The sequence below is a fragment of the Bradyrhizobium zhengyangense genome (assembly GCF_022012435.1).
Classification (GTDB): Bacteria; Pseudomonadota; Alphaproteobacteria; order Rhizobiales; family Xanthobacteraceae; genus Bradyrhizobium; species Bradyrhizobium zhengyangense.
In genome coordinates this window covers 237,769-262,214 of record NZ_JAKLUA010000006.1, presented here as the reverse complement: position 1 = coordinate 262,214, position 24,446 = coordinate 237,769, and the positions used below count along the sequence as shown (strand labels likewise).

At 63.4% G+C, this 24,446-nt stretch carries 26 protein-coding genes and 1 tRNA gene; 12 read left to right on the top strand and 15 right to left on the bottom strand.

Annotation, left to right across the window (positions count from 1 at the left end; translation table 11 throughout):
• Nucleotides 1–33 precede the first annotated feature (33 nt).
• The gene (locus L6637_RS20610; protein WP_237871915.1) at nt 34–2,490 is read right to left on the bottom strand and encodes a heavy metal translocating P-type ATPase; all 2,457 of its coding nucleotides are present in this window, start codon (nt 2,488–2,490) and stop codon (nt 34–36) included.
• A gap of 50 nt (nt 2,491–2,540) precedes the next feature.
• Here L6637_RS20610 and L6637_RS20605 point away from each other — a divergent pair, with 50 nt between their 5' ends.
• Nucleotides 2,541–2,816, top strand: a complete 276-nt coding sequence (locus L6637_RS20605; protein WP_007598521.1) for a metal-sensitive transcriptional regulator — start codon at nt 2,541–2,543, stop codon at nt 2,814–2,816.
• A gap of 39 nt (nt 2,817–2,855) precedes the next feature.
• Here the strand turns inward: L6637_RS20605 and L6637_RS20600 are convergent, their stop codons facing one another.
• Nucleotides 2,856–3,815 carry a YiiX/YebB-like N1pC/P60 family cysteine hydrolase gene (locus L6637_RS20600; RefSeq protein WP_237860808.1) on the bottom strand — a complete coding sequence of 320 codons (960 nt, stop codon included), beginning with the start codon at nt 3,813–3,815 and terminating at the stop codon, nt 2,856–2,858.
• Between the two features lie 189 nt (nt 3,816–4,004).
• On the opposite strand from L6637_RS20600, the gene L6637_RS20595 reads away from it, so the two are divergent.
• Nucleotides 4,005–5,393 (top strand): flavin monoamine oxidase family protein, encoded by a 1,389-nt coding sequence (locus tag L6637_RS20595; protein ID WP_237871913.1) that lies wholly within the window; start codon nt 4,005–4,007, stop codon nt 5,391–5,393.
• Nucleotides 5,394–5,397: 4 nt separating this feature from the next.
• On the opposite strand, the gene L6637_RS20590 is transcribed toward L6637_RS20595, so the two are convergent.
• Genes L6637_RS20590 through pheS form a run of 3 tightly spaced genes read right to left on the bottom strand, consistent with a single transcriptional unit; the run spans nt 5,398 to nt 9,675 of the window.
• Nucleotides 5,398–6,168 carry a sulfite exporter TauE/SafE family protein gene (locus tag L6637_RS20590; protein WP_237871911.1) on the bottom strand — a complete coding sequence of 257 codons (771 nt, stop codon included), beginning with the start codon at nt 6,166–6,168 and terminating at the stop codon, nt 5,398–5,400.
• A 19-nt stretch (nt 6,169–6,187) separates the two neighbouring features.
• Nucleotides 6,188–8,596, bottom strand: a complete 2,409-nt coding sequence (pheT, locus tag L6637_RS20585; protein WP_237871909.1) for a phenylalanine--tRNA ligase subunit beta — start codon at nt 8,594–8,596, stop codon at nt 6,188–6,190.
• Nucleotides 8,593–9,675 (bottom strand): phenylalanine--tRNA ligase subunit alpha, encoded by a 1,083-nt coding sequence (gene pheS / locus L6637_RS20580; RefSeq protein ID WP_237871907.1) that lies wholly within the window; start codon nt 9,673–9,675, stop codon nt 8,593–8,595. Before pheS ends, pheT begins: the two co-directional genes overlap by 4 nt.
• Nucleotides 9,676–9,826: 151 nt before the next feature.
• On the opposite strand from pheS, the gene L6637_RS20575 reads away from it, so the two are divergent.
• Entirely contained in the window at nt 9,827–10,240 is a 414-nt protein-coding gene (locus tag L6637_RS20575) for a hypothetical protein (protein WP_237871905.1), read from the top strand.
• A gap of 11 nt (nt 10,241–10,251) precedes the next feature.
• On the opposite strand, the gene rplT is transcribed toward L6637_RS20575, so the two are convergent.
• Nucleotides 10,252–10,611, bottom strand: a complete 360-nt coding sequence (gene rplT, locus L6637_RS20570) for a 50S ribosomal protein L20 (protein WP_027561620.1) — start codon at nt 10,609–10,611, stop codon at nt 10,252–10,254.
• 90 nt (nt 10,612–10,701) lie between these two features.
• Nucleotides 10,702–10,902 (bottom strand): 50S ribosomal protein L35, encoded by a 201-nt coding sequence (rpmI, locus tag L6637_RS20565; protein ID WP_027535561.1) that lies wholly within the window; start codon nt 10,900–10,902, stop codon nt 10,702–10,704.
• Between the two features lie 274 nt (nt 10,903–11,176).
• Here rpmI and L6637_RS20560 point away from each other — a divergent pair, with 274 nt between their 5' ends.
• Nucleotides 11,177–11,575 (top strand): hypothetical protein, encoded by a 399-nt coding sequence (locus L6637_RS20560; protein WP_237860795.1) that lies wholly within the window; start codon nt 11,177–11,179, stop codon nt 11,573–11,575.
• 60 nt (nt 11,576–11,635) lie between these two features.
• On the opposite strand, the gene infC is transcribed toward L6637_RS20560, so the two are convergent.
• On the bottom strand, nt 11,636–12,175 hold the full coding sequence (infC, locus tag L6637_RS20555; RefSeq protein WP_148778009.1) for a translation initiation factor IF-3: 540 nt from the start codon (nt 12,173–12,175) through the stop codon (nt 11,636–11,638).
• A gap of 251 nt (nt 12,176–12,426) precedes the next feature.
• Between infC and L6637_RS20550 the strand changes: the two genes are divergently transcribed.
• The gene (locus L6637_RS20550; RefSeq protein WP_237871903.1) at nt 12,427–13,227 is read left to right on the top strand and encodes an alpha/beta hydrolase; all 801 of its coding nucleotides are present in this window, start codon (nt 12,427–12,429) and stop codon (nt 13,225–13,227) included.
• Nucleotides 13,228–13,299: 72 nt separating this feature from the next.
• A complete protein-coding gene (locus L6637_RS20545; RefSeq protein ID WP_237871901.1) occupies nt 13,300–13,767 on the top strand; it encodes a nuclear transport factor 2 family protein in 468 nt (155 codons plus the stop codon).
• Nucleotides 13,768–13,770: 3 nt separating this feature from the next.
• Here L6637_RS20545 and L6637_RS20540 read toward each other — a convergent pair whose 3' ends face one another.
• From L6637_RS20540 to L6637_RS20530, 3 genes are read right to left on the bottom strand one after another with little or no spacing between them, the layout of a single operon-like run.
• Nucleotides 13,771–14,559, bottom strand: coding sequence for an acyl-CoA thioesterase domain-containing protein (locus L6637_RS20540; protein WP_237871899.1), 789 nt, complete (start codon nt 14,557–14,559; stop codon nt 13,771–13,773).
• 44 nt (nt 14,560–14,603) lie between these two features.
• Entirely contained in the window at nt 14,604–15,785 is a 1,182-nt protein-coding gene (gene queG, locus L6637_RS20535) for a tRNA epoxyqueuosine(34) reductase QueG (RefSeq protein ID WP_237871897.1), read from the bottom strand.
• Entirely contained in the window at nt 15,734–16,426 is a 693-nt protein-coding gene (locus tag L6637_RS20530) for a glutathione S-transferase family protein (protein ID WP_237871896.1), read from the bottom strand. Before L6637_RS20530 ends, queG begins: the two co-directional genes overlap by 52 nt.
• Before the next feature lie 169 nt (nt 16,427–16,595).
• Between L6637_RS20530 and L6637_RS20525 the strand changes: the two genes are divergently transcribed.
• The 3 genes from L6637_RS20525 to L6637_RS20515 all read left to right on the top strand — a co-directional run bounded on the left by L6637_RS20525 (nt 16,596) and on the right by L6637_RS20515 (nt 19,564).
• Nucleotides 16,596–17,402 (top strand): undecaprenyl-diphosphate phosphatase, encoded by an 807-nt coding sequence (locus L6637_RS20525; RefSeq protein ID WP_237860782.1) that lies wholly within the window; start codon nt 16,596–16,598, stop codon nt 17,400–17,402.
• 92 nt (nt 17,403–17,494) lie between these two features.
• A complete protein-coding gene (locus tag L6637_RS20520; protein ID WP_237871894.1) occupies nt 17,495–18,820 on the top strand; it encodes an FAD-binding oxidoreductase in 1,326 nt (441 codons plus the stop codon).
• 3 nt (nt 18,821–18,823) lie between these two features.
• On the top strand, nt 18,824–19,564 hold the full coding sequence (locus tag L6637_RS20515) for an SDR family oxidoreductase (RefSeq protein ID WP_237860778.1): 741 nt from the start codon (nt 18,824–18,826) through the stop codon (nt 19,562–19,564).
• A gap of 42 nt (nt 19,565–19,606) precedes the next feature.
• Here the strand turns inward: L6637_RS20515 and L6637_RS20510 are convergent, their stop codons facing one another.
• Nucleotides 19,607–20,572 (bottom strand): complex I NDUFA9 subunit family protein, encoded by a 966-nt coding sequence (locus tag L6637_RS20510; protein WP_237860776.1) that lies wholly within the window; start codon nt 20,570–20,572, stop codon nt 19,607–19,609.
• 138 nt (nt 20,573–20,710) lie between these two features.
• Between L6637_RS20510 and L6637_RS20505 the strand changes: the two genes are divergently transcribed.
• From L6637_RS20505 to L6637_RS20495, 3 genes are all read left to right on the top strand, one after another.
• Nucleotides 20,711–20,797 (top strand) — tRNA-Leu (locus L6637_RS20505).
• A 424-nt stretch (nt 20,798–21,221) separates the two neighbouring features.
• Entirely contained in the window at nt 21,222–21,656 is a 435-nt protein-coding gene (locus L6637_RS20500; RefSeq protein ID WP_237871892.1) for a hypothetical protein, read from the top strand.
• A 147-nt stretch (nt 21,657–21,803) separates the two neighbouring features.
• A complete protein-coding gene (locus tag L6637_RS20495) occupies nt 21,804–22,013 on the top strand; it encodes an addiction module protein (RefSeq protein WP_237871890.1) in 210 nt (69 codons plus the stop codon).
• 627 nt (nt 22,014–22,640) lie between these two features.
• Here the strand turns inward: L6637_RS20495 and L6637_RS20490 are convergent.
• The 3 genes from L6637_RS20490 to L6637_RS20480 are packed head-to-tail and all read right to left on the bottom strand — an operon-like array spanning nt 22,641 to nt 24,410.
• Nucleotides 22,641–22,961 (bottom strand): nucleotidyltransferase domain-containing protein, encoded by a 321-nt coding sequence (locus L6637_RS20490; RefSeq protein WP_237871888.1) that lies wholly within the window; start codon nt 22,959–22,961, stop codon nt 22,641–22,643.
• Nucleotides 22,958–23,602, bottom strand: coding sequence for a hypothetical protein (locus L6637_RS20485; RefSeq protein ID WP_237871886.1), 645 nt, complete (start codon nt 23,600–23,602; stop codon nt 22,958–22,960). The genes L6637_RS20490 and L6637_RS20485 overlap by 4 nt, the downstream gene beginning before the upstream one ends.
• A complete protein-coding gene (locus L6637_RS20480; protein ID WP_237871884.1) occupies nt 23,589–24,410 on the bottom strand; it encodes an HNH endonuclease in 822 nt (273 codons plus the stop codon). Before L6637_RS20480 ends, L6637_RS20485 begins: the two co-directional genes overlap by 14 nt.
• Nucleotides 24,411–24,446: the final 36 nt, after the last annotated feature.

Sequence of the window (24,446 nt, the reverse complement as noted above, 5' to 3'; positions counted from 1 at the left end):
CCCGCAAGAACGGGAGAGGGAGAGCAGTCACTATCACAGCCGCGTCGCGCGCAGCCGCAGCGCATTCCCGACCACGCTGACCGAGGACAGCGCCATCGCAGCCGCCGCGATGATCGGCGAGAGCAGCACGCCGAAGGTGGGATAGAGAATGCCGGCGGCAATCGGGATGCCGGCGGCGTTGTAGATGAAGGCGAAGAACAGGTTTTGCCTGATATTGCTCATCGTCGCCTGCGACAGTTTTCGCGCCCGCACGATGCCGGTGAGGTCGCCCTTGAGCAGCGTGACGCCGGCGCTTTCCATCGCCACATCTGTGCCAGTGCCCATGGCGATGCCGACTTCGGCGGCGGCCAGCGCCGGCGCATCGTTGACGCCGTCGCCGGCCATGGCGACGCTGCGTCCGGCCTTTCGCAGCCTGGCCACCACCGCGCTCTTCTGGTCCGGCAGCACTTCGGCCTCGACATCGGCAATGCCGAGCCGCCGTGCGACCGCTTCCGCCGTGGTGCGGTTGTCGCCGGTCAGCATGATCACCTTGATGCCTTCGTCGGCGAGCGCCTTCAGCGCGTCAGGGGTCGAAGCCTTGACGGGATCCGCGATCGCGAACAGGCCGGCAAGCTTGCCGTCGACAGCCATGTTGATGACGGTGGCGCCGTCACCGCGCAGGCGTTCGGCTTCACTGTCGAGCGCCTTGGTGTCGATGCCGATCGAGGTCAGGTACTTTGCGTTGCCGAGCACGATGCTCTTGCCATCGATCTTGCCCGTCGCACCCTTGCCCGTCGGCGAATCGAACTCTTCGACCTGACCGAGCGCGAGCTGCTTCTCCTTCGCCGCGCGCATGATGGCGTCGGCGAGCGGATGCTCGCTGGCGCGTTCGACGCTCGCCGCAAGTCGAAGGATGTCATTCTCGGCAAGACCTGATGCCGGCACGATCGCCACCACCTTGGGCTTCCCCTCGGTCAGCGTGCCCGTCTTGTCGACTACCAGCGTGTCGATCTTCTCCATCCGCTCCAGCGCCTCGGCGTTCTTGATCAGGACGCCGGCCTGCGCGCCGCGGCCGACGCCGACCATGATCGACATCGGGGTCGCGAGGCCCAGCGCGCAGGGGCAGGCGATGATCAGCACGCTCACGGCAGCAACGAGACCAAAGGCCAGTCGCGGCTCCGGCCCGAACCAGGCCCACGCCACGAAGGCAGCGATGGCGACGGCGATCACCGTCGGCACGAACCAGCCGGCGACTTGGTCGGCCAAGCGCTGGATCGGCGCGCGCGAGCGCTGCGCATCCGCGACCATCTGCACGATCTGCGACAGCAGCGTTTCGCGGCCGACCTTGTCGGCGCGCATGATGAAGCTGCCCGATTGATTGAGCGTGCCGGCGATGACCTTGGCGTCGACCTCCTTGGTGACGGGCATGGATTCGCCTGTTACGAGGGATTCATCGAGCGACGAGCGTCCTTCCAGGATGATGCCGTCGACCGGCACTTTCTCGCCGGGACGAACACGCAGGCGATCGCCGGCATGCAGCGTGTCGATCTCGACCTCATGCTCGCTGCCGTCAGCATCGACGCGCCGCGCGGTCCTGGGTGCGAGCTGCAGCAGCGCCTTGATCGCGCCAGATGTCGCGTCGCGGGCGCGCAGCTCCAGCACCTGGCCGAGCAGCACAAGGACGGTGATGACGGCGGCTGCTTCGAAATAGACAGCGACGGCGCCCCCATGGCCGCGGAAGGTGTCGGGGAAAATCTGCGGCGCGATGGTGCCGAGCAGGCTGTAGACATAAGCAACGCCGGTGCCCATCGCGATCAGCGTGAACATGTTGAGATTGCGCGTGAGCAGCGACTGCCAGCCGCGGACGAAGAACGGCCAGCCGGCCCAAACCACAACGGGGGTGGCGAAGACGAGCTGGATCCAGTTCGATATCGTCGGGTCGATCCAGTTGTGCGGACCGGCGAGATGGCCGCCCATCTCCAGCACCACGGGCGGCAGCGCGAGCGCGCCGCCGATCCAGAAGCGCCGCGTCATGTCGGCCAGCTCAGGATTGGGTCCGGTCTCCAGACTCGCGACCTCCGGCTCCAGCGCCATGCCGCAGATCGGGCAGCTGCCCGGTCCGACCTGGCGAATCTCCGGATGCATCGGGCAGGTGTAGATGGTCCCTTCAGGCATCTCCGTCTCGGGCGCTTTCTCCTTCGCAAGATATTTTGCGGGATCGGCAGCGAATTTGGTGCGACAGCCGGCCGAGCAGAAATGGAAGGTCTCGCCGTTGTGCTCGAAGCGGTGCTTGGAGGTCGCGGGATCGACGCTCATGCCACAGACGGGATCGAGGACCTTGGCGGAAGCGCCGCCGTGATCATGATGATGGGCATGGTCGGCGTGATCGCCGTGCCCGCCGCAGCAGGACGAAGCCGCGGGCTGGGGAGCAGGCCCGGTCGCCTTTGCGGAACAGCCGCAGCCGGATTGTGTGTTCCGGTCGTGATGATGCCTGTGATCCGCGTCGCTCATTCCTGCACTCCGGCGTTGAAACCTATACCCGGTAGGGGTATATAGGCCCCATGCGCAAGGACATCAAGGCATCTGTTGGAAAACGCCTCGGCCGGATCGAAGGCCAGGTTCGCGGCCTCTCGAAAATGGTAGAGGAAGACCGCTACTGCATCGACATCGTCACGCAGATCTCGGCGGTGCGCGCCGCGCTGCGCCGGGTCGAGGAAGAGGTCTTGAAGGATCACGTCGCGCATTGCGTCGAGCACGCGATTGCGAGCGGCGACAAGGCGGATCAGCGCGAGAAGATCGCGGAGCTGATGGCGGTGATCGGGCGGGCGGAGCGGTAGGGGAGGCTGTCTCGACGGTGGTGACGGGACGACAACGGATTATGCCGCCCGCTCTCTCGTGCGACCACGGCGTCTAGGCCGATACGCAGCGATCCTCTGTAGCAGCGGAAACCGCGCGGGGACTGGATCGGCGCTCACTTGCTCAGTCGAAACTTCAACCTGCGCTTCTTCGTCAACCGCTTCAGGAACGAGCGGCGGCGCACGGAGCGCTTCTGGAAACACACCGAATGAGCCCGCTACCTCCTCGAGCGGCTTTTGCTTGTCGGCCCAGTGCAGGGCTGTGTAGTCGAAGCCGTGCACGATGGTGGGTTTGACCACTTCGAAATAGGGCGAGATGTCGAAGTCGCGGGGCATGTAGAGCGAGGAATCGCGGATGTGCAGGATCTCGCGGCGGGCGGCGCGGCTGCCGGCCTTGGTGATCTTCGGCAGGATCGGATAGCGCACGGCGTCGAAAGCCTGCGCGATCAGCGCCGAGCAGATGATCTTGGTCGGATCGCCCGAGCCGAGCGCGATCATGCGCCGTCGCCAGCGCTGTGGCACCGGCAGCGGGAACAGGAAACGCATCAGGTCCAGGATGTTCTTGGTGTCGTAGCCGAAGCCGATGCGGTTGATCGCATAGCGGCAGACCGTGTTGCGGTCCTCGTAGGACAGCCCGACGGGACGGCAGAGGCGGGTATGATAGGGGAAATATTTCGACAGCGGCGCCGAGGTGACGCCCTCACCGATATTGGCCTCGATCAGCACATGCGGTTCGCCGTCGGGCTCGACCGCACCTTCGACCGGGCCGACATAGAGCGCGGCGTGCGACCAGGTCGACTGCGTCAGATATTTGATGATGCCGGAGATGCGATTGTTGCCCTCGACCAGCATGACGTCGCCGGGCTGGATCACGCCGCGCAGATGCTCAGGGTCGCTGGGCGTGAACGGCTCATAGCCGGGCACCTCTTTCGAGAGGTACGCGGCTATCACCTTTCCGACTGAATCTAGGACCGTCCCCATGAACTCCCCCGGGCCTTTCTGGCCGTCTTTTTCTTTACATCTGTATCATGGTCGAAACCTGTTGCAATTCGGTTCATGGCTCTGTGAGGTCAAGCACGATTGATTCACCATGATGGTTGCTGCGCAACATCAGATGCGGCAAGGTTCGCGGGCTGTTCCCGTTCGTCGCAAGTCTCCGGAAACCATGACATGACAATCACGCGCCGCAGCTTCCTATCGGCGTCGGTGGCCTTTGCCGCAGCGCCGGTCCTGCGCGCAACGGCCGCGCCCTTGCCACGTGAGGCTGACATTGTCGTGATCGGCGCGGGTGCGGCCGGCATCGCTGCAGCGCGGCGCATCATGGCCGCCAATCGCAAAGTCGTGGTGGTGGAAGCGGCGTCGCAGGTCGGTGGGCGCTGCATCACGGACAGCGCCACCTTCGACGTGCCGTTCGATCGCGGCGCGCGCTGGATGCACAATCCCGACACCAATCCGATGATTCGGCTCGCGCGCAGCGCCGGGCTCGATGTTTCTCCCGCGCCGTCGGGCCAGAAGATGCGCATCGGCCGCCGCAATGCGCGCGCGGGCGAGACCGAGGAGTTTCTGGCGGCGCTGGTGCGCGCCAACAGGGCCATCGACGAGGCCGCGCGCGGCAAGCTCGATACGTCCTGTGCGTCGGTACTGCCGAAGGATCTCGGCGACTGGGCAGGCGCGGCGGAGTTCTTGCTCGGCGCGGGCTTTGCCGGCAAGGATTTGAAGGAGCTGTCGGCGATCGACAAGGCGCGCGCGCAGGACCGCAACGCCCCGATCGCCTGTCGTCAGGGCCTGGGCACCCTGATCGCCAAGCTCGGTGAGCAGGTGCCCACAGTGCTTTCGACGCCGGCCAGCCGGATCGTCTGGAGCAATCGCGATGTCAGCGTGGAGACGCAAGCCGGCAAGATCGCCGCGCGCGCCGCCATCGTCACGGTTTCGACCAACGTGCTCATGTCGGGTGCGTTCAAGTTCGCGCCTGATATCCCCAAGCGCACGCTGGATGCGGCGTCCAAGCTCACGCTCGGCAGCTACGATCACATCGTGGTGCAATTGCCGGGCAATCCGCTCGGGCTGTCGCGCGACGACATCCTGATCGAGCAAAGCAACTCCACGCGCACCGCACTGATGTATGCCAATATCGGCGGCTCTTCGCTGTGCTCGATCGACGTCGGCGGCTCGTTCGGCCGCGATCTCTCGGCGCAGGGCGAGAGCGCGATGACGGCGTTTGCGAAGGAATGGATCTCAAAACTGTTCGGCAGCGAAGCGGCGGCCGCCGTGCAGAAGACCGTCGCGACGCGTTGGAACGCTTCGCCCTACGTCATGGGCGCGATGTCGGCGGCCTCGCCCGGCGGCCAGCTCTCGCGAAAGATCTTGACCGAGCCGATCGGCAATGTGTTCCTCGCCGGCGAAGCCACGCATGAGACGTTGTGGGGCACCGTCGACGGCGCCTGGGACAGCGGCGAGCGCGCCGCGGACGCCGCGCTCCGCAAGATCGGCGCGCTGAAGGACGAGCCGGCCGATGTGCCGACGCAATCGACGAAGCGGCGGCGCGCGCCGCGGCGGTAGGCGATTAGCGCAACACCTTGTCCAGCACCGGCAGCCCCGTGATTACCGCGATCGCGATCAAGGCGTAGCAGATTCTGCGAAACACAATCTCACTCGCGCGGCCGAACAGCGAGGCGCCGAAAGCGACGCCGATGGCATAGACCGGGCCGACGATCAGCGAAAGCACGAGCGATTCGCGCGAGATCAGGCCTGATGTGGCATAGCTGACCATCGAGAAGAAATCCGAGGCGCCGAAGAACAGCAGGATGTTGGCGCGTGCCACGATCGAGGGAATGGGCCGGCCGAGCCAGTAGCCGACGATCGGCGGGCCGCCGGTCTGCGCCAGGCCGCTACAGAAGCCGGAGAGACCGCCGATGCCGACCGAGAGCCAGGCGTGGTCCTTGCCGCGGTAGCGCCAGCCCGACAGCAACAGAAGCAGCAGCGCGGTGACGAAGCAGGAGATGATCCAGCGCGTGGTGACGGGCTCGAGCACGCTGAGGAAATAGGTGCCGATGGGTACGCCGACCAGCGCGCCGAGCACGATCACGGCGGTCGCCTTGCGATCCGCCTTCCGCCAGGCGTCAGGCAGCAGCGGCGCGGCGGCAACGAAGTCGATGACGAGAAGAAGTGCCGCCACAAGCCGCGGGGCTGCGATGCTGCTCGCGAGCGGCATGAAGATCAGCGCCGAGCCGAAACCCGAGAAGCCGCGCGCGGTGCCCGAAACGAAAGCGACGGCGCAAAGCGCCATCGCGATGGTGAGACTGACGTCCTTCGGGAGGAAGTCGGTGATACTCATGCCCTGTCATTCCAGGGCGTCACGCCCTCAACGTACCGCCGGTCTTCTTCGTGACCTCCGCCACGATCTTCGCGGCAACGGCTTCGATCTCCTGATCGGTCAGCGTCTTCTCGCGCGGCTGGATGGTCACCGCGATGCCAACGGACTTCTTGCCGTCGTCCATGCCCTTGCCCTCGTAGACGTCGAAGACGTTCACGCCGGTGATCAGCTTCTTGTCGACGCCTTGCGCGGTGCGGACGATGTCGCCAGCCTTGACGGTGCGGTCGACGATGAAAGCGAAGTCGCGCGACACGGGCTGGAATGCCGAGAGCTCGATCAGCGGCTTGGCGCGGGTCGGTTTCTTCTTGGCTTCCGGGATGCGGTCGAGGATCACCTCGAACACCACGAGCGGGCCGTCGGCGCCGAGCGCTTCCAGCGCACGCGGATGCATCTCGCCGAAATATCCGAGCACGTTCTGCGGCCCGATCTGGATCGTGCCGGAGCGGCCCGGATGCAGCCAGGCGGGACCGCCGGCGACGATCTGCAGTGCCTGCATCGGCGCGCCGGCCGCAGCCAGCACGGCGAGCGCATCGGCCTTGGCGTCGAACACGTCAGCCTGCGCCGAGCCCGACCAGTGCCGTCCCAGCCCTTCCGATGACGCAAGGCCGCGGCGCACGCCGCTCGCCGCCATGAACTGATCCTGCGGGCGATCGCCCCTGAACAATTGCCCGACCTCGAACAGCACGACGTCGCCATAGCCGCGGTCGGCATTGGCTTGTGCGGCCGCGACCAGACCCGGCAGCAGGCTCGGCCGCATGTCGGAGAGGTCAGCGGCGATCGGGTTCGCCACTTCCAGCTCGCGCTGGCCGCCGCCGAACAATTGTGCCGCAGTCTTCGTGATGAACGACCACGTCACCGCCTCGGTCATGCCGCGGCTCGCCAGTGCGCGCCGGGCGCGGCGGGTGCGCAGCTGCAGCGGCGTCAGCACCGATTTGCGCGCGTCCTCACCGCGCTCGAACGGCGTCATGGGCACCTTGTCGACGCCGTAGATGCGGACGACTTCCTCGACAATATCGGCCTTGCCATGCACGTCGGAGCGCCATGAGGGCACCGCGACCTTCACGACCGGGCCGGGCCCCGCCATCATGAAGCCGAGATGGGTCAGGATGCGCTTCATCTCCGGCATCGGCACCTCGATGCCGGAGAGCCGCTTCACCTCGGTGACAGGGAAATCGATGATGCGGTCATCGCCGAAGGTCTTGCCGACCACGACGTTCTCCGACGGCGTGCCGCCGCACATCTCCATCACCAGCTTGGTGGCAAGCTCGAGCCCGGGCACCATGAAGGCCGGATCGACACCGCGCTCGAAACGGTAGCGCGCATCGGAGTTGATCCCGAGCTTGCGGCCGGTCTGAGCGATATTGATCTCGTTCCAGAGCGCCGACTCGATCAGCACGTCAGTGGTGGTCTCGTCGCAGCCCGAGGCCTCGCCGCCCATGATGCCGGCGAGCGATTCGACGCCGTGCTCGTCCGCGATCACGCAGATCGAGGGATCGAGATTGTAGGTGCGGCCGTCGAGCGCGAGCAGCGTTTCGCCGTCGCGGGCGTGCCGCACGACGAGGTTGCCCTTCACTTTCTTGGCGTCGAACACGTGCAGCGGGCGCGCGCGGTCGTAGGTCATGAAGTTGGTGATGTCGACCAGCGCATTGATCGGGCGCAGACCGATCGCGGTCAGCCGCTTCTGCAGCCATTCCGGCGACGGCCCGTTCTTCACGCCGCGCACGAGACGGAGCGCAAAACCCGGGCATAGATTGGCGTCCTCGACCGTGACCTTCACGGGACAAGGGAATTCGCCCTTGATCGGCTTTATGCCGGGGTCCTTGAATTTGCCCATATCGGCAGCCGCGAGATCCCGCGCGATGCCGTGCACGCCGGTGCAGTCCTGCCGATTCGGCGTCAGGTTGATCTCGATCACGGGATCGCCGAGCGCGGCCCATTCGGCGTAACCAGCGCCGACAGGCGCGTCGGCCGGCAGCTCCATGATGCCGTCATGATCGTTGGAGATCTGCAGCTCGGCCGCCGAGCACAGCATGCCGCGACTCTCGACGCCGCGGATCGTGCCGACACCAAGCGTGATGTCCTTGCCGGGAATGTAGGTGCCGGGCGGTGAGAACACGCTGACAAGCCCGGCGCGCGCATTCGGCGCACCGCACACCACCTGCACCGGCGCGCCACCGTCCCCGGTGTCGACCATGCAGACGCGTAGGCGATCGGCATTGGGATGCTGCTCGGCCGAGATCACCTTCGCGATGGTGAACGGCTTGAGCGCCTTCGCCTTGTCCTCGATGTTCTCGACCTCGAGCCCGATCATGGTGAGCTTGTCGGCGAGCTTATCCAGCGACTCGTCGGTGTCGAGATGATCCTTCAGCCAGGAGAGGGTGAATTTCACGAGCTCAGCCCTCCCGCGAGTGTCGGCACTTCGAGCGGCTTGAAGCCGTAATGGCTCAGCCAGCGGACGTCGCTGTCGAACAGCTGGCGGAGATCGGCGATGCCGTATTTCAGCATGGCGATGCGGTCGATGCCCATGCCCCAGGCAAAGCCCTGGTACTCGTCGGGATCGATGCCGCAGGCGCGCAGCACGTTCGGATGCACCATGCCGCAGCCGAGAATCTCGAGCCAGTCCTCGCCCTCGCCGAAGCGGATCTCGCCCTTGTCGCGGCGGCACTGGATGTCGACTTCCAGCGACGGCTCGGTGAACGGGAAGAACGAGGGACGAAAGCGCATGTTGATGTGGTCGACCTCGAAGAACGCCTTGCAGAACTCGTGCAGGATCCATTTGAGGTGGCCGAGATGCGAATGCTTGTCGATGACGAGGCCTTCGACCTGGTGGAATTGCGGCGTGTGGGTCGCATCCGAATCGATGCGATACGTGCGGCCCGGGCAGATCACGCGGATCGGCGGCTTCTGGCTCAGCATCGTGCGCACCTGCACCGGCGAGGTGTGGGTTCTAAGCAGCATGCGTGAGCCGTCCTCCTTCGGATGGAAGAAGAACGTGTCGTGCATCTCGCGCGCCGGATGGCCTTCCGGGAAATTCAGCTTGGTGAAGTTGTAGTCATCGGTCTCGATGTCTGGACCTTCGGCGACCGAGAAACCCATGTCGGCGAAGATCGTGGTCAGCTCGTCCCAGACCTGGCTGAGCGGATGGATGCGGCCGGCCTCAGCCTGAGCATCGCGCAGCGGCTGCGTGACGTCGACGGTCTCGGATGCGAGCCGCGCATCGAGCGCCGCGGACTTCAGCACGTCGCGCCGTGCGGCGAGCGCCTCGGTGACCTTGTCCTTGGCCTGGTTGATCGCCGCGCCTTGCGTCTTGCGCTCGTCGGGCGACATCTTGCCGAGCGTGGCCAGCAGCGCCGAAATCGAGCCCTTCTTGCCGAGGGCTGCGACGCGCACCGCTTCGAGCGCGGCTTCATCGCCGGCGGCGGCGATCTGGTCGAGGATGGATGTTTCAAGCGTTGCGAGGTCGGACACAGTCAAATCCTTGCTGCCAAATTCGGCTGGGTTGTCGCCGCCCGAAGGGCGTAACGTCAAGCAAAAAGCCGGTCATTTCGTGCTCTGAGCGGCTGGGTTGAACCTCGCGCGGGGACCCGGCACCAAGACAGGATACGAGGAGACCCTTGCGATGCTTTCGAAATGCTCTTTGGCCGTCTTGGCCGTCGTTCTGTCGGTCGCCGCCACGCCTGCGCGCGCCATGGTCTGCATGGACACATCCATGACGCTGGACGAGGTCGTCGACACCATCGGCAGCCAGAAGGGCTGCGAAAGCGCGATGAAGGTCTTCAAGGATTGCGAGCTGACCGCGAGCGGCGACGTCCAACTCGGCGCTGCCGTCGAAAAGAAGTGTGAGGCGGACTTCAAGCCCGGCCTCAGTGCCGCGCAGACACAGGCCTACAAGCGCGAGATGCACGCGTGCGACATCAAGTACCGGAACAAGTCCGGCACCATGTATCTCTCGTTCACGGCATTCTGCCGGGCGGAGGTCGCCCAGCGTTACTCTGAGCGCGCGCTGAAGGCTGCGGGCCAGAAGACCCGCTAGCGCAGGCCTTATCAGGCCGCGAGCGCAGCCTTGGCCTTCTCGGCGATCGCCTGGAACGCCGCGGGCTCGCTGATCGCGAGATCCGACAGTACCTTGCGGTCCACGGTGATCCCGGACTTGGCCATACCGTCGATAAATCGGCTGTAGGTCAGACCGAACGGACGAACCGCAGCATTGATGCGCTGGATCCAGAGCGCGCGGAAGGTGCGCTTCTTGCGCTTGCGGTCACGGAAGGCGTACTGCTGGGCCTTCTCCACGGCCGGCTTGGCGGCGCGGATGGTGTTCTTGCGGCGGCCATAGAAGCCCTTGGCGGCCTTGTAGACTTTCTTGTGCTTGGCGTGGGCGGTCACACCGCGTTTGACGCGAGACATGACAAAAATCCTTCAGAGATGACTTTGTTTTCGGATCGCCGCGAACGACGCGGCGGAGATGGCAATGATCTTCGACGTCCTTGGACGCGATCAGGCGTTCGGCAAGAAGTACTTCTTGACGTTATCGCCGTCGGTCTTGAACAGCACGCTGGTGCCGCGAAGCTGACGGATCTGCTTCTTCGTCCGCTTGATCATGCCGTGACGCTTGCCGCGGTGGGCGAACATCACTTTGCCGGTGGCAGTCACCTTGAAGCGCTTTTTAGCGCCCGATTTGGTCTTCAGCTTGGGCATTTGGCTCTCCTAATGGCCAAGGAAATCCGCCCGCGAAGGCGGCTTGGCCGTCAAAAATGCTCGTTAGAGCGTTGAGTGTGCTCAGGTTTTTGCGACAAAGCGCGAAACCCGCACGAAACACCGCCACGGCAGCCCTAAATCAGCCGGGCGATGAAGGCCGGGCTTATGACAGAGAACGGGCGAATTGGCAACGATGAACCGTTGCAGCCTGGCCGCCGACTATTCGGGATTGATACTCTCATTTCCTAGCCGCATCGCCCGGAGCAGGACCAAAATGGCCTATTTTTCCCAGTCGATTTTGTCTGTTGTCACTCGTCCGCGCAGTCTTGTGCTCTTCGCCACTTTTGCCACGGCCGCCGTTCCGTCGGCTGCCGATGCCCGCATCGGTGGCTATGACGGCGTCTGGAATGTCACCTTCGCCACCACCCGGGGCGCCTGCAGCTCGGGCTACAGCGTCCCCTTCACCGTCACAGGCAATCGGGTGTCGTCGGCCGGCGGCGGCCGGGTCTCCGGCACTGTCAATCGCGGCGGCGCCGTCGCGGTCCAGGTGTCGGTCGGCGCCTCCCACGCCAGCGGCGGCGGCCGGCTCGGCGGCGCAGCCGGGGCTGGCTCGTGGAAGGGTGTCATTTCCGGCGACCAGTGCAGCGGCACATGGCAGGCTTCGCGAACCTGAAAAAACGGCCCGCCGGAGATCCGGACGGGCCGTTGAAATTTCGGCTCTTGCGCGCCGGCGTCAGCGAGGCGCCAGCACCATGACAACCTGACGGCCTTCGAACCGGGCGTCCTGCTCGACCTTGGCGAGCTCGGCGACGTCGGTCTTGATCTTGTCCAGCAGCTTGGTGCCGATCTCCTGGTGCGCCATTTCGCGGCCGCGATAACGCAGGGTGATCTTGACCTTGTCGCCCTCTTCGAAGAACCGCAGCATCGCGCGCATCTTCACGTCGTAATCGTGATCGTCGATCATCGGGCGGAGCTTGATCTCCTTGATCTCGACGGTCTTCTGACGTTTGCGGGCTTCGGCGGCTTTCTTCTGGGCGGAATACTTATACTTCCCGTAGTCCATGATCTTGCAGACGGGAGGGCTGACATTTGGCGAGATCTCGACCAGATCCATGCCGGCTTCCTGGGCCATCTTGATGGCAAGCATCGTCTCGACGGTGCCTTTGTTGTCACCGGTCTGATCGATCAGCTGGATCTGCGCATTGCGAATATCATCATTGATGCGCGGCCCGTCTTTGGCGGCAGGGGCTGGGGCTCTATTGGGACGGCGAATGGGTGGTTCTCCAAAGCTGTGAAAGGAAGCGCCTATTTTGCAGGAAGATGCGTTTGCCGGCAAGCAAGTCGCCCGTGTGAGAGCGAAAAACCCTCAAATGCGAGGCATTTTGGTCACGCCCATCGGCACGGTGCACGACATAGACACCTTGCCCCTGTTCCGCAAGCGTCCCAAAGGGACAATACCAAGATAGGGTTGCCTCGCGGAATGCGCCTCAGGACCTCAAACCTCACAACAAGAGTAAACGTTCCATGACCCCAGCAATTCCCGATGCCGTGCTCGACTTCATCGATGTTGGCGAGGGTCCCTCAGCGCGCCGGATCGCGGTTCGCCATCGCGCCGGCCAAGGGGCTGGTCAAGGGCCCGGCGTCGTCTGGCTCGGCGGCTTCAAGTCGGACATGCAGGGCGGCAAGGCGGTGGCGCTGGACGGCTGGGCCGGCGAGCATGGCCGCGCCGCCGTGAGGTTCGACTATTCCGGTCATGGCGAATCCAGCGGTGATTTCGCCGATGGAACCATCGGCAGTTGGCTCGAGGACAGCGTCGCGGTGTTCGAGCGCTTCTGCACCGGCCCGCAAATCCTGATCGGCTCTTCCATGGGCGGCTGGATGGCGCTGCTGCTCGCGCGCGAGATCAAGAAGCGTTCCGGCAAGGCCTCGCTGGCGGGCCTGGTGCTGATCGCACCGGCGCCCGACTTCACCGAGGAACTGATGTGGAAGAATTTCTCGCCCGAGGTGAAGCAGGAAATCGAGACCAAGGGCTTTTGGCTCAGGCCGTCCGAATATGGCGACGGCACGCCCTATCCGATCACGCGCAAGCTGATCGAGGAGGGACGCAACCATCTCGTGCTCGGCAGCGCCATCGATCTCGGCTGTCCGGTCCGCATCCTGCAGGGGGCGAAGGATCCTGATGTGCCGTGGCAGCACGCGTTTGCTTTGACCCACCGCCTGCCGGCCGACGACGTCGTGCTGACCCTGATCCAGGATGGCGATCACCGCCTGTCCCGCCCGCAAGACATCGCGCGCATTCTTGCCGCGGTGGCGGAGATCGGGTGAGGTGTTGCGCAGCACTCGGTGTCATCGCCCGCGAAGCCGGGCATGACCGAGAATGGGGAAGGAGAATCGCCAATGACCACCACCGCCATGCTGCGCGCCTTCTGCGACGCCGTCGAACAGCGCAACGGTGATGCCTTCGCTAACCTCTTCACCGAAGACGGCATCTATCACGACGTGTTCTACGGTGCCTTTGCAGGGCGCGAAAAAATCGCGGCGATGATCGACGACTGGTTCTATCGCACGGCGACGGATTTTCGCTGGGACATGCACGACCCCGTGTCGGACGGCACCACGCTCTATGCGCGCTACACTTTCAGCTACAAATCGACTCTGCCGGACGCGAACGGCGCGCGGGCAATGTTCGAGGGCGTCGCGATCATGACGCTGAAGGGCGGCAAGATCGTGAGCTATCACGAGGTCGCCAACACCGCGCCCGCCTTCGTCGATCTGAAGTTTGCACCCGAGCGCATTGCGAAGATCGTCGGCAAGCAGGGCGCGGAGCTGAAGGCGCGGCCGGAGATGCAAAGGCATTTGGAATGATGGCTAGGGCGGCGGCACCTTCGCCATCGGCTTGCGCTGCGCCAGTGCAGCGACCGTCGCGGTGCCGATCGGGCCTTGCTCGTCATAGAGCCAGCATTCGCCGATCGCGACGCCATCAGTCGCCTGGTGGTTCACCACCTCGAAGCCGATCCAGTTCGTCACCGGCAGGCGGTGCAGATAGATCGTGACGTCGCTGTTGATGTAGCCGAGCCCCTTGTCGCCGGCATTGGCAAAGGGGCTCGCGAAATCAGCGCCCGTGGCAACATGCACGAATGGTGTCATCGGCACGCCAGCAACCAGCTCGCGCACCTCGCTCATCCAGAGCCGGCGCGCTCCCAGCGAGCCCATATGGCCGACAATGGGCCGCGTCGTCCATTTGCCGTTCATGCCGAGCCTGGGATCGGTGGGCTTTGGAATGTCCGACGGCTTCGGCACGTCCCAGTTCGGCGGCGACCAGACATTGCCGTCCGGATTCTGCGTCTTTCGCAGCAGCTGGCACGAGGCGCGCGCCATGCTGACGCCGCCGGAAATGAACTCCGCCTCGACCACGCGGATGCGCAGCCCATCACGGACGAGCCGCGTCGTCACTTCAATCGGCTTGTCGATGGTCGGCAGCCGAAACATGTCCACAGTCAAGCGCGCCGGCACGAATTCAGGGCCGGAATGGCGCTCCTCGATGGCAAAGCCGAGCAGACCGATAATGACGCGTCCGTGCAGCGATTTCGGGTCCCAGGGGCCGTTGGCCACTTCCGTCGGATGGAATGTATCGCCGTCGCGGGTGAAGAAAGGCATGTTTGTTGTCATGGCGCGCGACTTTGCGGGAACGCGCAGGGAAATCAAGTCTGGGAAGCAGCTCGCCATTCCTCGCAGACGCTCTCGTCGCGCTCATTCGCGAGAGCAGTTGCCCTTGCTTCCGCGAAATCATTCGGTGGCAGCAACTGCCCCGACGCCCATACCGCAGCGCCACGCACCAACGGGCTCGCATCGCCAAGCAATCGCCGCGCTTCCGCCGCCAACGCAACTTCCCCGGAGTTGCCAATCGCGATCAGCACATTGCGCAAGAAGCGATCGCGCCCAATCCGCTTCACCGGTGACTTCGTGAACAGCGCCCGAAACGCCACGTCGTCGAGCCGTGAAAGTTCAGCAAGACCGGGCGCACGCAACTCATCCCGCGCGGCGAGTCTTGCTTCGCGCCCCTCTTGCGCGAACTTGTTCCAGGGACACGCCGCAAGGCAATCATCACAGCCATAGATGCGATTGCCGATGGCCTCGCGAAACTCCTGCGGGATGGGCCCCTTGTTCTCGATGGTCAGATACGAGATGCAGCGCCGCGCATCGAGCTTGTAAGGCGCGGGAAACGCGGCGGTCGGGCAGATGTCGAGGCACGCCTGGCACGAGCCGCAATGATCGATCTCGGCGGAATCGCGCGGCAGTTCGAGCGTGGTGTAGATCGCGCCGAGAAACAGCCATGAGCCGAATTCGCGTGAGACGAGATTGGTGTGCTTGCCCTGCCAGCCCAGATGCGCAGCTTGCGCCAGTGGCTTCTCCATCACCGCGGCGGTGTCGACGAACACCTTGACCTCGCTCGGCGCAGTCGCGACCAGCCAGCGCGCCAGCGCCTTCAGCCGCTTTTTGATGAGGTCGTGATAATCGTCGCCCTGCGCATAGACCGAGATCGCGGCGTGCGTGCGCTGCTTCAGGATCGCGAGCGGATCCTGGTCGGGGCCGTAATTGACGCCGAGCATGATCACGCTGCGCACGTCGGCCCACAGCCCGCGCGGATCGACGCGCCGCTCCGGCTGGTTCGCGAGCCAGTCCATGTCGCCATGGCCGCCGGCAGCGATGAATTCGAGAAAATGCGCGCCGGCCTTCTCGATCGTGCCTGGCTCGGTGATGCCGATACAGTCGAAGCCGAGCGCGCGCGCCTCGCGCGTCAGCGCCGCCTTCAGTTCAGTCGGATCGGTCGTCAGAAATCCAGGTCCACGTAGGTCCGCGACGCCGGCACGCCGGCCAGCCATTCGCTCAGCAGCGGGCGGAACGACGGGCGGGATTTCACCCGCGCGTACCACGCCTTTGCTGCGTCGTCCTCGCTCCATGGCACGTCGCCGAGATAGTCGATCGCCGAGAGGTGCGCCGCGGCGGCGAGATCCGCGTAAGTGAGCCGGTCGCCCGCGAGGAAGTTACGCGTCTGCGCAAGCCAGCCGATATAGGCCAGATGATAGCGCACATTGGCCTTGGCTGCGCGCATCACGTCGGCCGAAGGCGGGCCGCCGCCATTGTCCTCGCTCATGAAGCGCTTGTAGATCCGCTCGGTGACGAGCGGGTGCGAGACTTCCTCGAAGAACTTTTCGTTGAACCACGCCATCAGCCGGCGCACCTCGACGCGCTCGGCGATCGTCTCAGGCATCAGGCGCTTGGATCCCATCTCGGCGCCATAGGCCTCGTCGAGATACTCCGCGATGATGGCCGCACCCGGGATCGGCGGCTGCTCGTCGTCCACCAGGACAGGCGTCGTGCCCGCCGCGTTGAGCAGCAGAAATGCCTCGCGCCGTTCCCAACTGCGCTCCTCGGCGAGCTTCAGTTCGAGCCCGTATTCGCCCGCGATCAGGCGGATGAAGCGCGAATGCGGGCAGAACGGATGATGAAACAGCGTAAACATGAATCCTTTGACTATTTGATGGTGCTTAAGAATCCATCAATGTTTGTGCGGCGCCACACTAGTCCTTCAAATCAGCGAGGCAAGGGCGCGTTAGCGCATTTTGCGATTGCGAGCGAGGGGCGAATAGGCGAGAAGAGCCCCGCTTTTCCAGCGGAAATGGACCGTAAATATGTCAGATGCAATACGGGCAGTGATCCTCGGCATCATCGAGGGTGTGACCGAGTTCCTTCCCGTGTCCTCGACCGGCCACCTGCTGCTGGCCGAGCGCTTCTTCGGCCTCGGCGAGGGTGCGTTCTGGGATTCGTTTACGGTTCTGATCCAGCTAGGTGCGATCCTCGCGATCGTCGGCCTCTACTTCAAGAAGCTGTGGGACGTCGCAATCGGCATGTTTACGGGCGATGCCTATGCGCGCCGCTTCGTGATCGGCGTGCTGGTGGCGTTCCTGCCCGCCGTTGTCGTCGGCCTCATCGCCGGCAAATATATCAAGAGCATGTTGTTCAATCCGTGGGTGGTGTGCTTCTCTCTGATCGTCGGCGGCGCCATCCTGCTCTGGGTCGACAGGCTCGATCTCAAGCCGCGCGAGCATGACGCCACCAAGTTTCCGCTGCTGACGTATCTCTATATCGGCATCGCGCAGTGCGTGGCGATGATCCCGGGCGTGTCGCGCTCCGGCGCCAGCATCGTCGCCGCGATGCTTCTAGGCGCGGACAAGCGGGCGGCGGCGGAGTTCTCGTTCTTTCTCGCCATCCCCACCATGATCGGCGCGTTCGCCTATGATTTCTACAAGAGCCGCGCCGAGATGACGATGGACCACATGGGTATCGTCGCGATCGGTTTCGTGGTGTCGTTCATCACCGCGATCATCGTGGTGAAGAGTTTCCTGGAATACGTCACCCGCCACGGCTTCGTGGTCTTCGCCTGGTGGCGCGTCATCGTCGGTACGCTCGGCCTGATCGCGCTGGCGCTCGGCCATTAACCTTTGCTGACGGGCCTCAACGCAATATCAGCTTTTGACCGCTAGGCAGTTTCCGGAGCGGGGCGGCGCGCGCCCTGCAGCGGAGCTGTATGATGACCCTCGTCAGCGGCTGGGGGCGCTTCCCGGTCGTCGATACCGAAATGCTGCTGCCGCGGTCGTTCGAGGCCGTGGGAGAGGCTGTCGTTGCCGGCTCCGTGGCGCGGGGCAATGGCCGCGCCTATGGCGATGCCGCGATCGGTGCTGCCAGAACCATCGGGATGACAGCGTTCGACCGGGTGAGGTCGTTTGATCCGACGACGGGCCGCATTCGGCTCGAAGCCGGCGTGCTGCTGTCCGACTTGATCGATACCTTTGGCCCGCGCGGCTTCCTGCCCTTCGTGGTGCCGGGCACGCGCTTCGTCTCGGTCGGCGGTGCCATCGCTGCCGACGTGCACGGCAAGAATCACCATTGCGAAGGCGGTTTCGGTCGCTATGTCGACAGCATTCTGCTGCGCACCGGGCAAGGCGAGACCATCGAAGTCTCGCGCGAGCAGAATTCCGACGCCTTCTTTGCGACCGTCGGCGGCATGGGCCTCACTGGCGTGATTCTCGAAGCGACGATGCGGCTGCGCTCTGTCGAGACCGGCTGGATCCGCGAGCGGGTGATCTCCGCGTCCGATCTTGATGCCGCCATGCGTGCGCTCGAGGCCGGCGATTCCGCGACCTATTCGGTGGCGTGGATCGATTGCGTGGCGCGTGGGCGTAACCTTGGCCGCTCGTTGATCTATCTCGGGGAGCACGCCGGCAGGGACGAGCTTGCCGAAGGCGCCGCGGTGTTTCCCGTCGGCAAGACTCCCGGGCTCGCGGTGCCCCTCGACCTGCCGTCGATCACGCTCAATCGCTACAGCATCGGCGCCTTCAACGAGCTTTATTACCGCATGGGGGCGCGGCGCGCCGGCGGCGACGATGTGGTCTCGCTCTATCCGTATTTCTTTCCGCTCGACAGTCTCAGCGACTGGAATCGCATCTATGGGCGGCGCGGCTTCCTCCAGCATCAATGCGTGATCCCCGAAGCTGGCGCGCGCGAGGTGCTCGGCGACATCCTCGATCGCGTCGCAAGGCGCGGCGATGCATCGTTCCTCGCGGTGCTGAAGAAGCTCGGTCATGGCGAGGGCCTGCTGTCGTTTCCGCTGCCTGGCTACACGCTTGCGCTGGATTTCCCCGTGAAGGGCGACATCCTGAATTTCCTCGACGAGATCGACCGCGTGGTCGTCGCCGCCGGCGGCAGGCTCTATCTGGCGAAGGATGCGCGCCAGTCGCGCGCGACGTTCGAGGCCGGCTATCCGGCGCTGCCGCGCTTCAAGGCGATCCGCAAATCGCTCGATCCTGCCTGCAGCATCCGCTCAAAATTGTCACAACGCCTGTTCGATGAGGTTTAAGCCGTGACGTCACGCATGTCAGTTCTGGTGCTCGGTGGCTCCTCCGATATCGGCCGCGCCGCCGCGCGCGCCTTTGCCAAGGCCGGCTACGATGTCGGTCTCGCAGGCCGCGATGCCGCCGCGCTCGAGCCTGACGCCGCAGACCTGCGCGCGCGCTACAACATCGAAGCGAGCACACGGACCTTCGACGTGCTCGACACCGCGTCTTTCGACGGCTTCGTCGCCGGTCTTCCTGTCTTGCCTGACGTCGTGATCTCGATCGTCGGATTGCTGGGTGTGCAGCAAAAGGCCGAGAGCGACCTCGCCCACGCCACCACGATCATGCGCTCCAACTATGAGGGACCGTCGCTGATCCTCGGCCTGTTCGCCGAAAAATTCCTGAGCCGCGGCAATGGCACCGTTGTCGGCGTCTCGTCGGTGGCGGGCGATCGCGGCCGCGCCTCGAACTATGTCTACGGCTCGGCGAAAGCGGGCTTCTCCGCCTTCCTGTCGGGCCTGCGCGCCCGCGCCAGCCGCGGCGGCGTGCATGTCGTCACCGTCAAGCCGGGCTTCGTCCGCACCAAGATGACTGAAGGCATGAAGCTGATCGGCCCGCTCACCGTCGAAGCGCCGGTGGTTGGCGATGCGATCTTCAATGCCGTCGAGAAGAAGACCGACGTCGTTTACGTCAGCGGCATCTGGCGCCTCGTGATGCTCATCATCAAGATGCTGCCGGAGGCAGTGTTCAAGAAGCTGAAGTTTTGACGACGTTGCCGCCGCGACGGAGGTCTGCTCCCTAAAAGATCCCTACACGCCCATGCGCTGGAACTGCCCCTGCGGGCGGAAGCGCCAGAGATATTGCGGGGCGATCGCTTCCAGCGAATCCGGGGTGATGCCGAGACCTTCCAGCGTCAGGCCTGCGGCCTTCGCCGCATCCGACACGACATTGTCGCGCTCGAGCAGCGTGACCTGGTCCGGCGTCAGCTTGAACGCGCCCGGCGCGAATTGCAGGAAGGCGGCCTTGAGCCGGGCAAGCCCGAACGACAGCGGCACCAGGGTGCGCTCACGATCGGTGATTGCGAGGATCGCCTCGATGATCTCGCGCATGGTCAGCACCTCAGGCCCGCCGAGCTCGTAGGTCGCGCCCGCCTTGGCCTTGCCGTCGACGGCGTCCGCGATCGCGGTGGCGACGTCGCCGACATAAACAGGCTGCATCCTGGTCGCGCCGCCGATCAGCGGCAGCACCGGCGACATCCGCGCCAACGCCGCGAAGCGGTTGGTGAACTGGTCCTCGGGGCCGAACATCACGGAGGGACGGAAGATCGTGGCCGACGGCACGGCAGCGCTGACTGCGGCCTCGCCGGCGGCCTTGGCCCTGGCGTAGTGCGAGGGCGAATCAGCGTCGGCGCCGATCGCCGAGACATGCACCAGGCTGGCGCCCGCTGCGGCCGCCGCCTTGGCGACGGTCTCGGCGCCCTTGGCCTGAACGGCGTCAAAGGTCTGGGCACCGCCTTCGGTGAGGATACCGACCAGATTGATCACGACATGCGAATCACGCACCGCCGCCTCGACCGATCCGGGGTAGCGCAAATTGGCCTGGATGGTGTGGACCTGGCCGACCTTGCCGGAGGGCTGGAGGTAGCCGGCTAGTTCCGGCCGTCGCACCGCCACCCGGATCCGGTAATCGCGCCGGCACAGCGCGCGGACGACATTCCGGCCCAAAAACCCCGATCCGCCGAAAACCGTGACGAGAGTTTCCAGATTCGATGCCATGGGGTCCATTCCTGCGGAAGAGTGCGAGATATCAGGCTTGTATCGGGGCGGTGTGCGATGCGCAATCGGCATCCAGAACCATGAATTGACAACGGCGTCACCGAACCGTAGTAACCGCCTCCGTGCCCCAAACGGCATGCCCAGGTGGTGGAATTGGTAGACGCGCTGGCTTCAGGTGCCAGTGGCTTAACGGCCGTGAAGGTTCGAGTCCTTTCCTGGGCACCATCGTCCCGCGATGTTGTTGACTTCGCTGAAGTCCCGACCGTCTCAACCGGTGCACAGAGACGAAACAAGTGTTTCTGCGAATGGTCTCCCCTATCCGCCGCGACGGCTCCTTTTTCATTACCACCGAAAGCGCGCCCCCGCTGACCTGACCGACAAGACGGCGGGCTTAGTGCTTCGGCGGCGCATGTGGTGGTCGCTTCGGGACTGTCCCCGCCGCTTGAGCCACATGCAAATCATCGCTGATCCTTCGAGGCGGTGGTCGCGGTGCTATGATGGGCCGCCATTGGACGTCGGCCGTGGGGGGGCAATTTGTTGGGACGACTATCGGTACCCGGAAAAGTTCCCTGCCCTTAAAAAAATATAGGAACTTGTTATAATTTTTAAGAGGCTTAACATATCTGTCTCCTCAGCCAAGGAGGGAGCAATGGATATTACAGTTCGGGGCTGGCGCCGACGTCACGGCACCAACACGTTCCTTAATTTCGACGTGGAAAAGGCAGAACTCAAGGAGGCCTCGACAGGCGGACGCTATCCTTGGGATCACCAAGTGGTTGTAGACCGTTCGACTTGGGGACGCATCAATGGGCTCTCGCTGCATACTTTCACGGACCAGCAGGTGAGCAGTGGTGACCATGGCGTCGTGATTTCGTTCAGCAAAGACGAAATTGCCCACATGTTCCGCTTAACCCACGGCGATGAGATCGCGGACCTTGTTGGCAAATTGACGGCATTGCCAGATGCCGCCGCTTTCATAAGAGGTCCGACGCCCCCGAAAGAAGGGTCAGCGGAAACAGGGGGCGACTCTACGCCGACCCCGCCTGCCCCGCGCCCGCCTCCGGGGTTTCTGCGTCGTATCTAATCCTCGTTGAGGACCGGCATCGATCCAGAATCGATTTATGCTCGTCAGACCTGTCCTTTCCCGCTGGTCGCGACGATAACGATATTGGGTAGCGGCGGGTCCGCGGATTGTGATTTCGCTAGTAAAAGGTCAAAGGGACTCGGGACGATGGCAGCGCTCGACATTAGTCGCCTGACGCCGAAGGAACAGCTCGACCTCATTAGCGAGTTCTGGGACAGTCTCTCCGCGACTGACGTGCGGCTGACCCCGGCGCAGGAGGCCGAACTCGATCGTCGACTTGCGACTTTTGAAGCGGACCGTGGCGAAGCGATTCCCTGGGAAGATATTGAAGCGGAGCTTGATCGCCGGTCGCGATAAGTGGCCAAGATCCTCTTTACGAAGGCGGCACGAGCCGGCCTTGCGGATGCCGTCCGCTGGTACGATACCCACGCTCCGCATGTTGTGCCGCAATTGGGGGTGCCTTGCGCGCGGCGCTGATCCGAGTCGCGGACAATCCAAAGCAGTTTCCGCTGGCCTCCGAGGCGAGTCCGGTGAAGACGGATGAAGCGCGGGATGTCGTGCTCCATCGGCAGATCATTGAGCAAGGCTTTTGGAGTTCTATGAACAGTCCAAGGGCGGCTATCTGTTCATCGATCCCAAGACGGGCGAATTAGGCGTGCGCAACGCAGTGAAGATGACGCGCAACAAAGTCAACGAATTCGAGCGAGAGGTGGTTAAGGATAAGAACGTTGATCCTAGTCACGGTTGGCGGCATCGCTTCAAGACAGTCGAGATTCACGGGGCGTTGAGATGCGTGTGCTGGAAGCCATACAGCGACACGCGCCGCGCAGTGTGTCGGAAGGTTGCGGAGACGAGACGATCAAGGCGAGGCAAGCACTATTGCAAGGTTTTCGGAAGTCGATCTCGCATATGCCACCACTAGCTGACCATGCTTTCGGAACGAGCAAGGTCATCCAGTAAGCGAGCTGACATTTGAGATGATGACTATCTGCGGACCGTCTCCGACATTGCTACGCGGATCGACGTCAACCAACGGCATCGTTCTGACTGAATGAAGTCGAGTTCCGCTTCCTCATCGGCTGTCATGATCGTCAGATCGATGGGAAATTGCTCGCAGAGCTCGGCCAGAGCGGTTCGCGCCAAGGGCCCATCGTTCTCGGACGTACAGACCAGCAGAACATCAACGTCCGACCAAGTGGCCTTCTGATCAAGCGTAGAACCAAAGAGAAAGGCGTCGAGCCGTCCCGCAGTCTCTAGGCTATCGATCACTGCGATCAACCTTTGAACGATCAGTGTCGCCGTCACGCCGCCAACCGGGAAAAAATGCTGGATTGATCACAGACTTCAATGCCGAGCTCCGCAGCGGCTGTCTTTCCCTTAGACGAAATGCTCCCGTAGGGAGTGTTCTTGAGCAACACATTAAAGGGCGCGAGGATCTCGTAAGCCGTGCGAACCGCGTCCGCGGTCACTTCGTAGGCATCTGTTAGCGCCACAGTCACCGGCTCCCCCTTGCCGCGATGCAGCCGATAAAGTTGGTCAAACACTCGCTCGACCTGAACAACATTCCTGTGTTGGCGGAACAGCCGCTCTATGAACGACAAGCTGGGATTTCGGTAGGCTGAGAGATCGGCTTCGAAGTTCAGCGCCCGGTACAAATCGTACATCTTGCCCCATGCTACTCCCTCGGATTCCAGATTGTCGATCGCCTCGCCCGCCCAAAGTGCCGCCTTCGGAATGTTAAGGATAAATTGTGGACGCGGATCGCCAGCTAGTAGGGCCTCAAAGTTGGCAATCTCAACAGGATTTGCCCAAATCACACCGATGATTGCTGGCGGAGCCTTTTTGCGGTCAACGCGCACAAGGTCAGCCCCCAAGCGTTCGACGCGCGTAACCTCCGTGTGCTGAGGTAGGACGCCGATCAACCAATCTGCATTATGCTTGGCCATCACCCACCATCATCTGGTTCATGGCCTCGGGGAACCGCTGGCCTCCGTCGGCGCTCTCTAAGTGGCGGGCAATCAAGTCTTCGGTGTGCTGCCGAAATGCTTCAAGGGTCGAGTGCTCCTGGCCAGACATGAGCCCTCGGTTCTTATCGAGGATGGCCAACACCCGCTTGTTGTTGGGGATGATGCTGCCAAGCATCTTGCGACGCCATGCCGCCGCGATGTCACTCTCAGGGTCGAACCTTGCGTCAGAAGCCGGACCGTAAGTCTCGAACGTCACCTTGTTCGCCGTCAGCAAGGGTTCGATTGCCGCACGAACTTCGCCGCGGGACGAAAAAGCTCTAGCGCCAAACAGGTCTGCCAGCCGCTCTGAGCGGTCACGTTTCCACTGCTTGATCGTCGTATCAGGATAGTCCTCAGGCGCCTTGTCAATCGTTGTGTGGCAGTTAGCGCATAGCAATATTAGGTTGTCGTAAGACCCTCGCTCGGCACCGGTCAGGTTCACATTCGACCTAGGACCGTCATCGCTTGCTGCAAAAATATGTGCCATCTCAGCGAAATGGATCGGCTCACCCTTATTTGTCTCGACGAACAGAGGCTGGGCGCAAGATGGGTTCTGGCAATAGCCGGCGGAGTCGGCGAATAATCGTATTCGAGTTGCCGGGCTGGGATTAGCTTCGCCGCGAGAGCATTTCATTTTTCTGCCGCTCCGTATCGGCAATCTCGTGAACACCCCCGCAATATGGGAGCTCACGGCAATACTGCCAAGTTTGCATACCCCCAAAATGATGAAAGTAGAACCGATTTTCATCGGACCGCGGTTACTTGTCTCGCTGACGTCTATAAG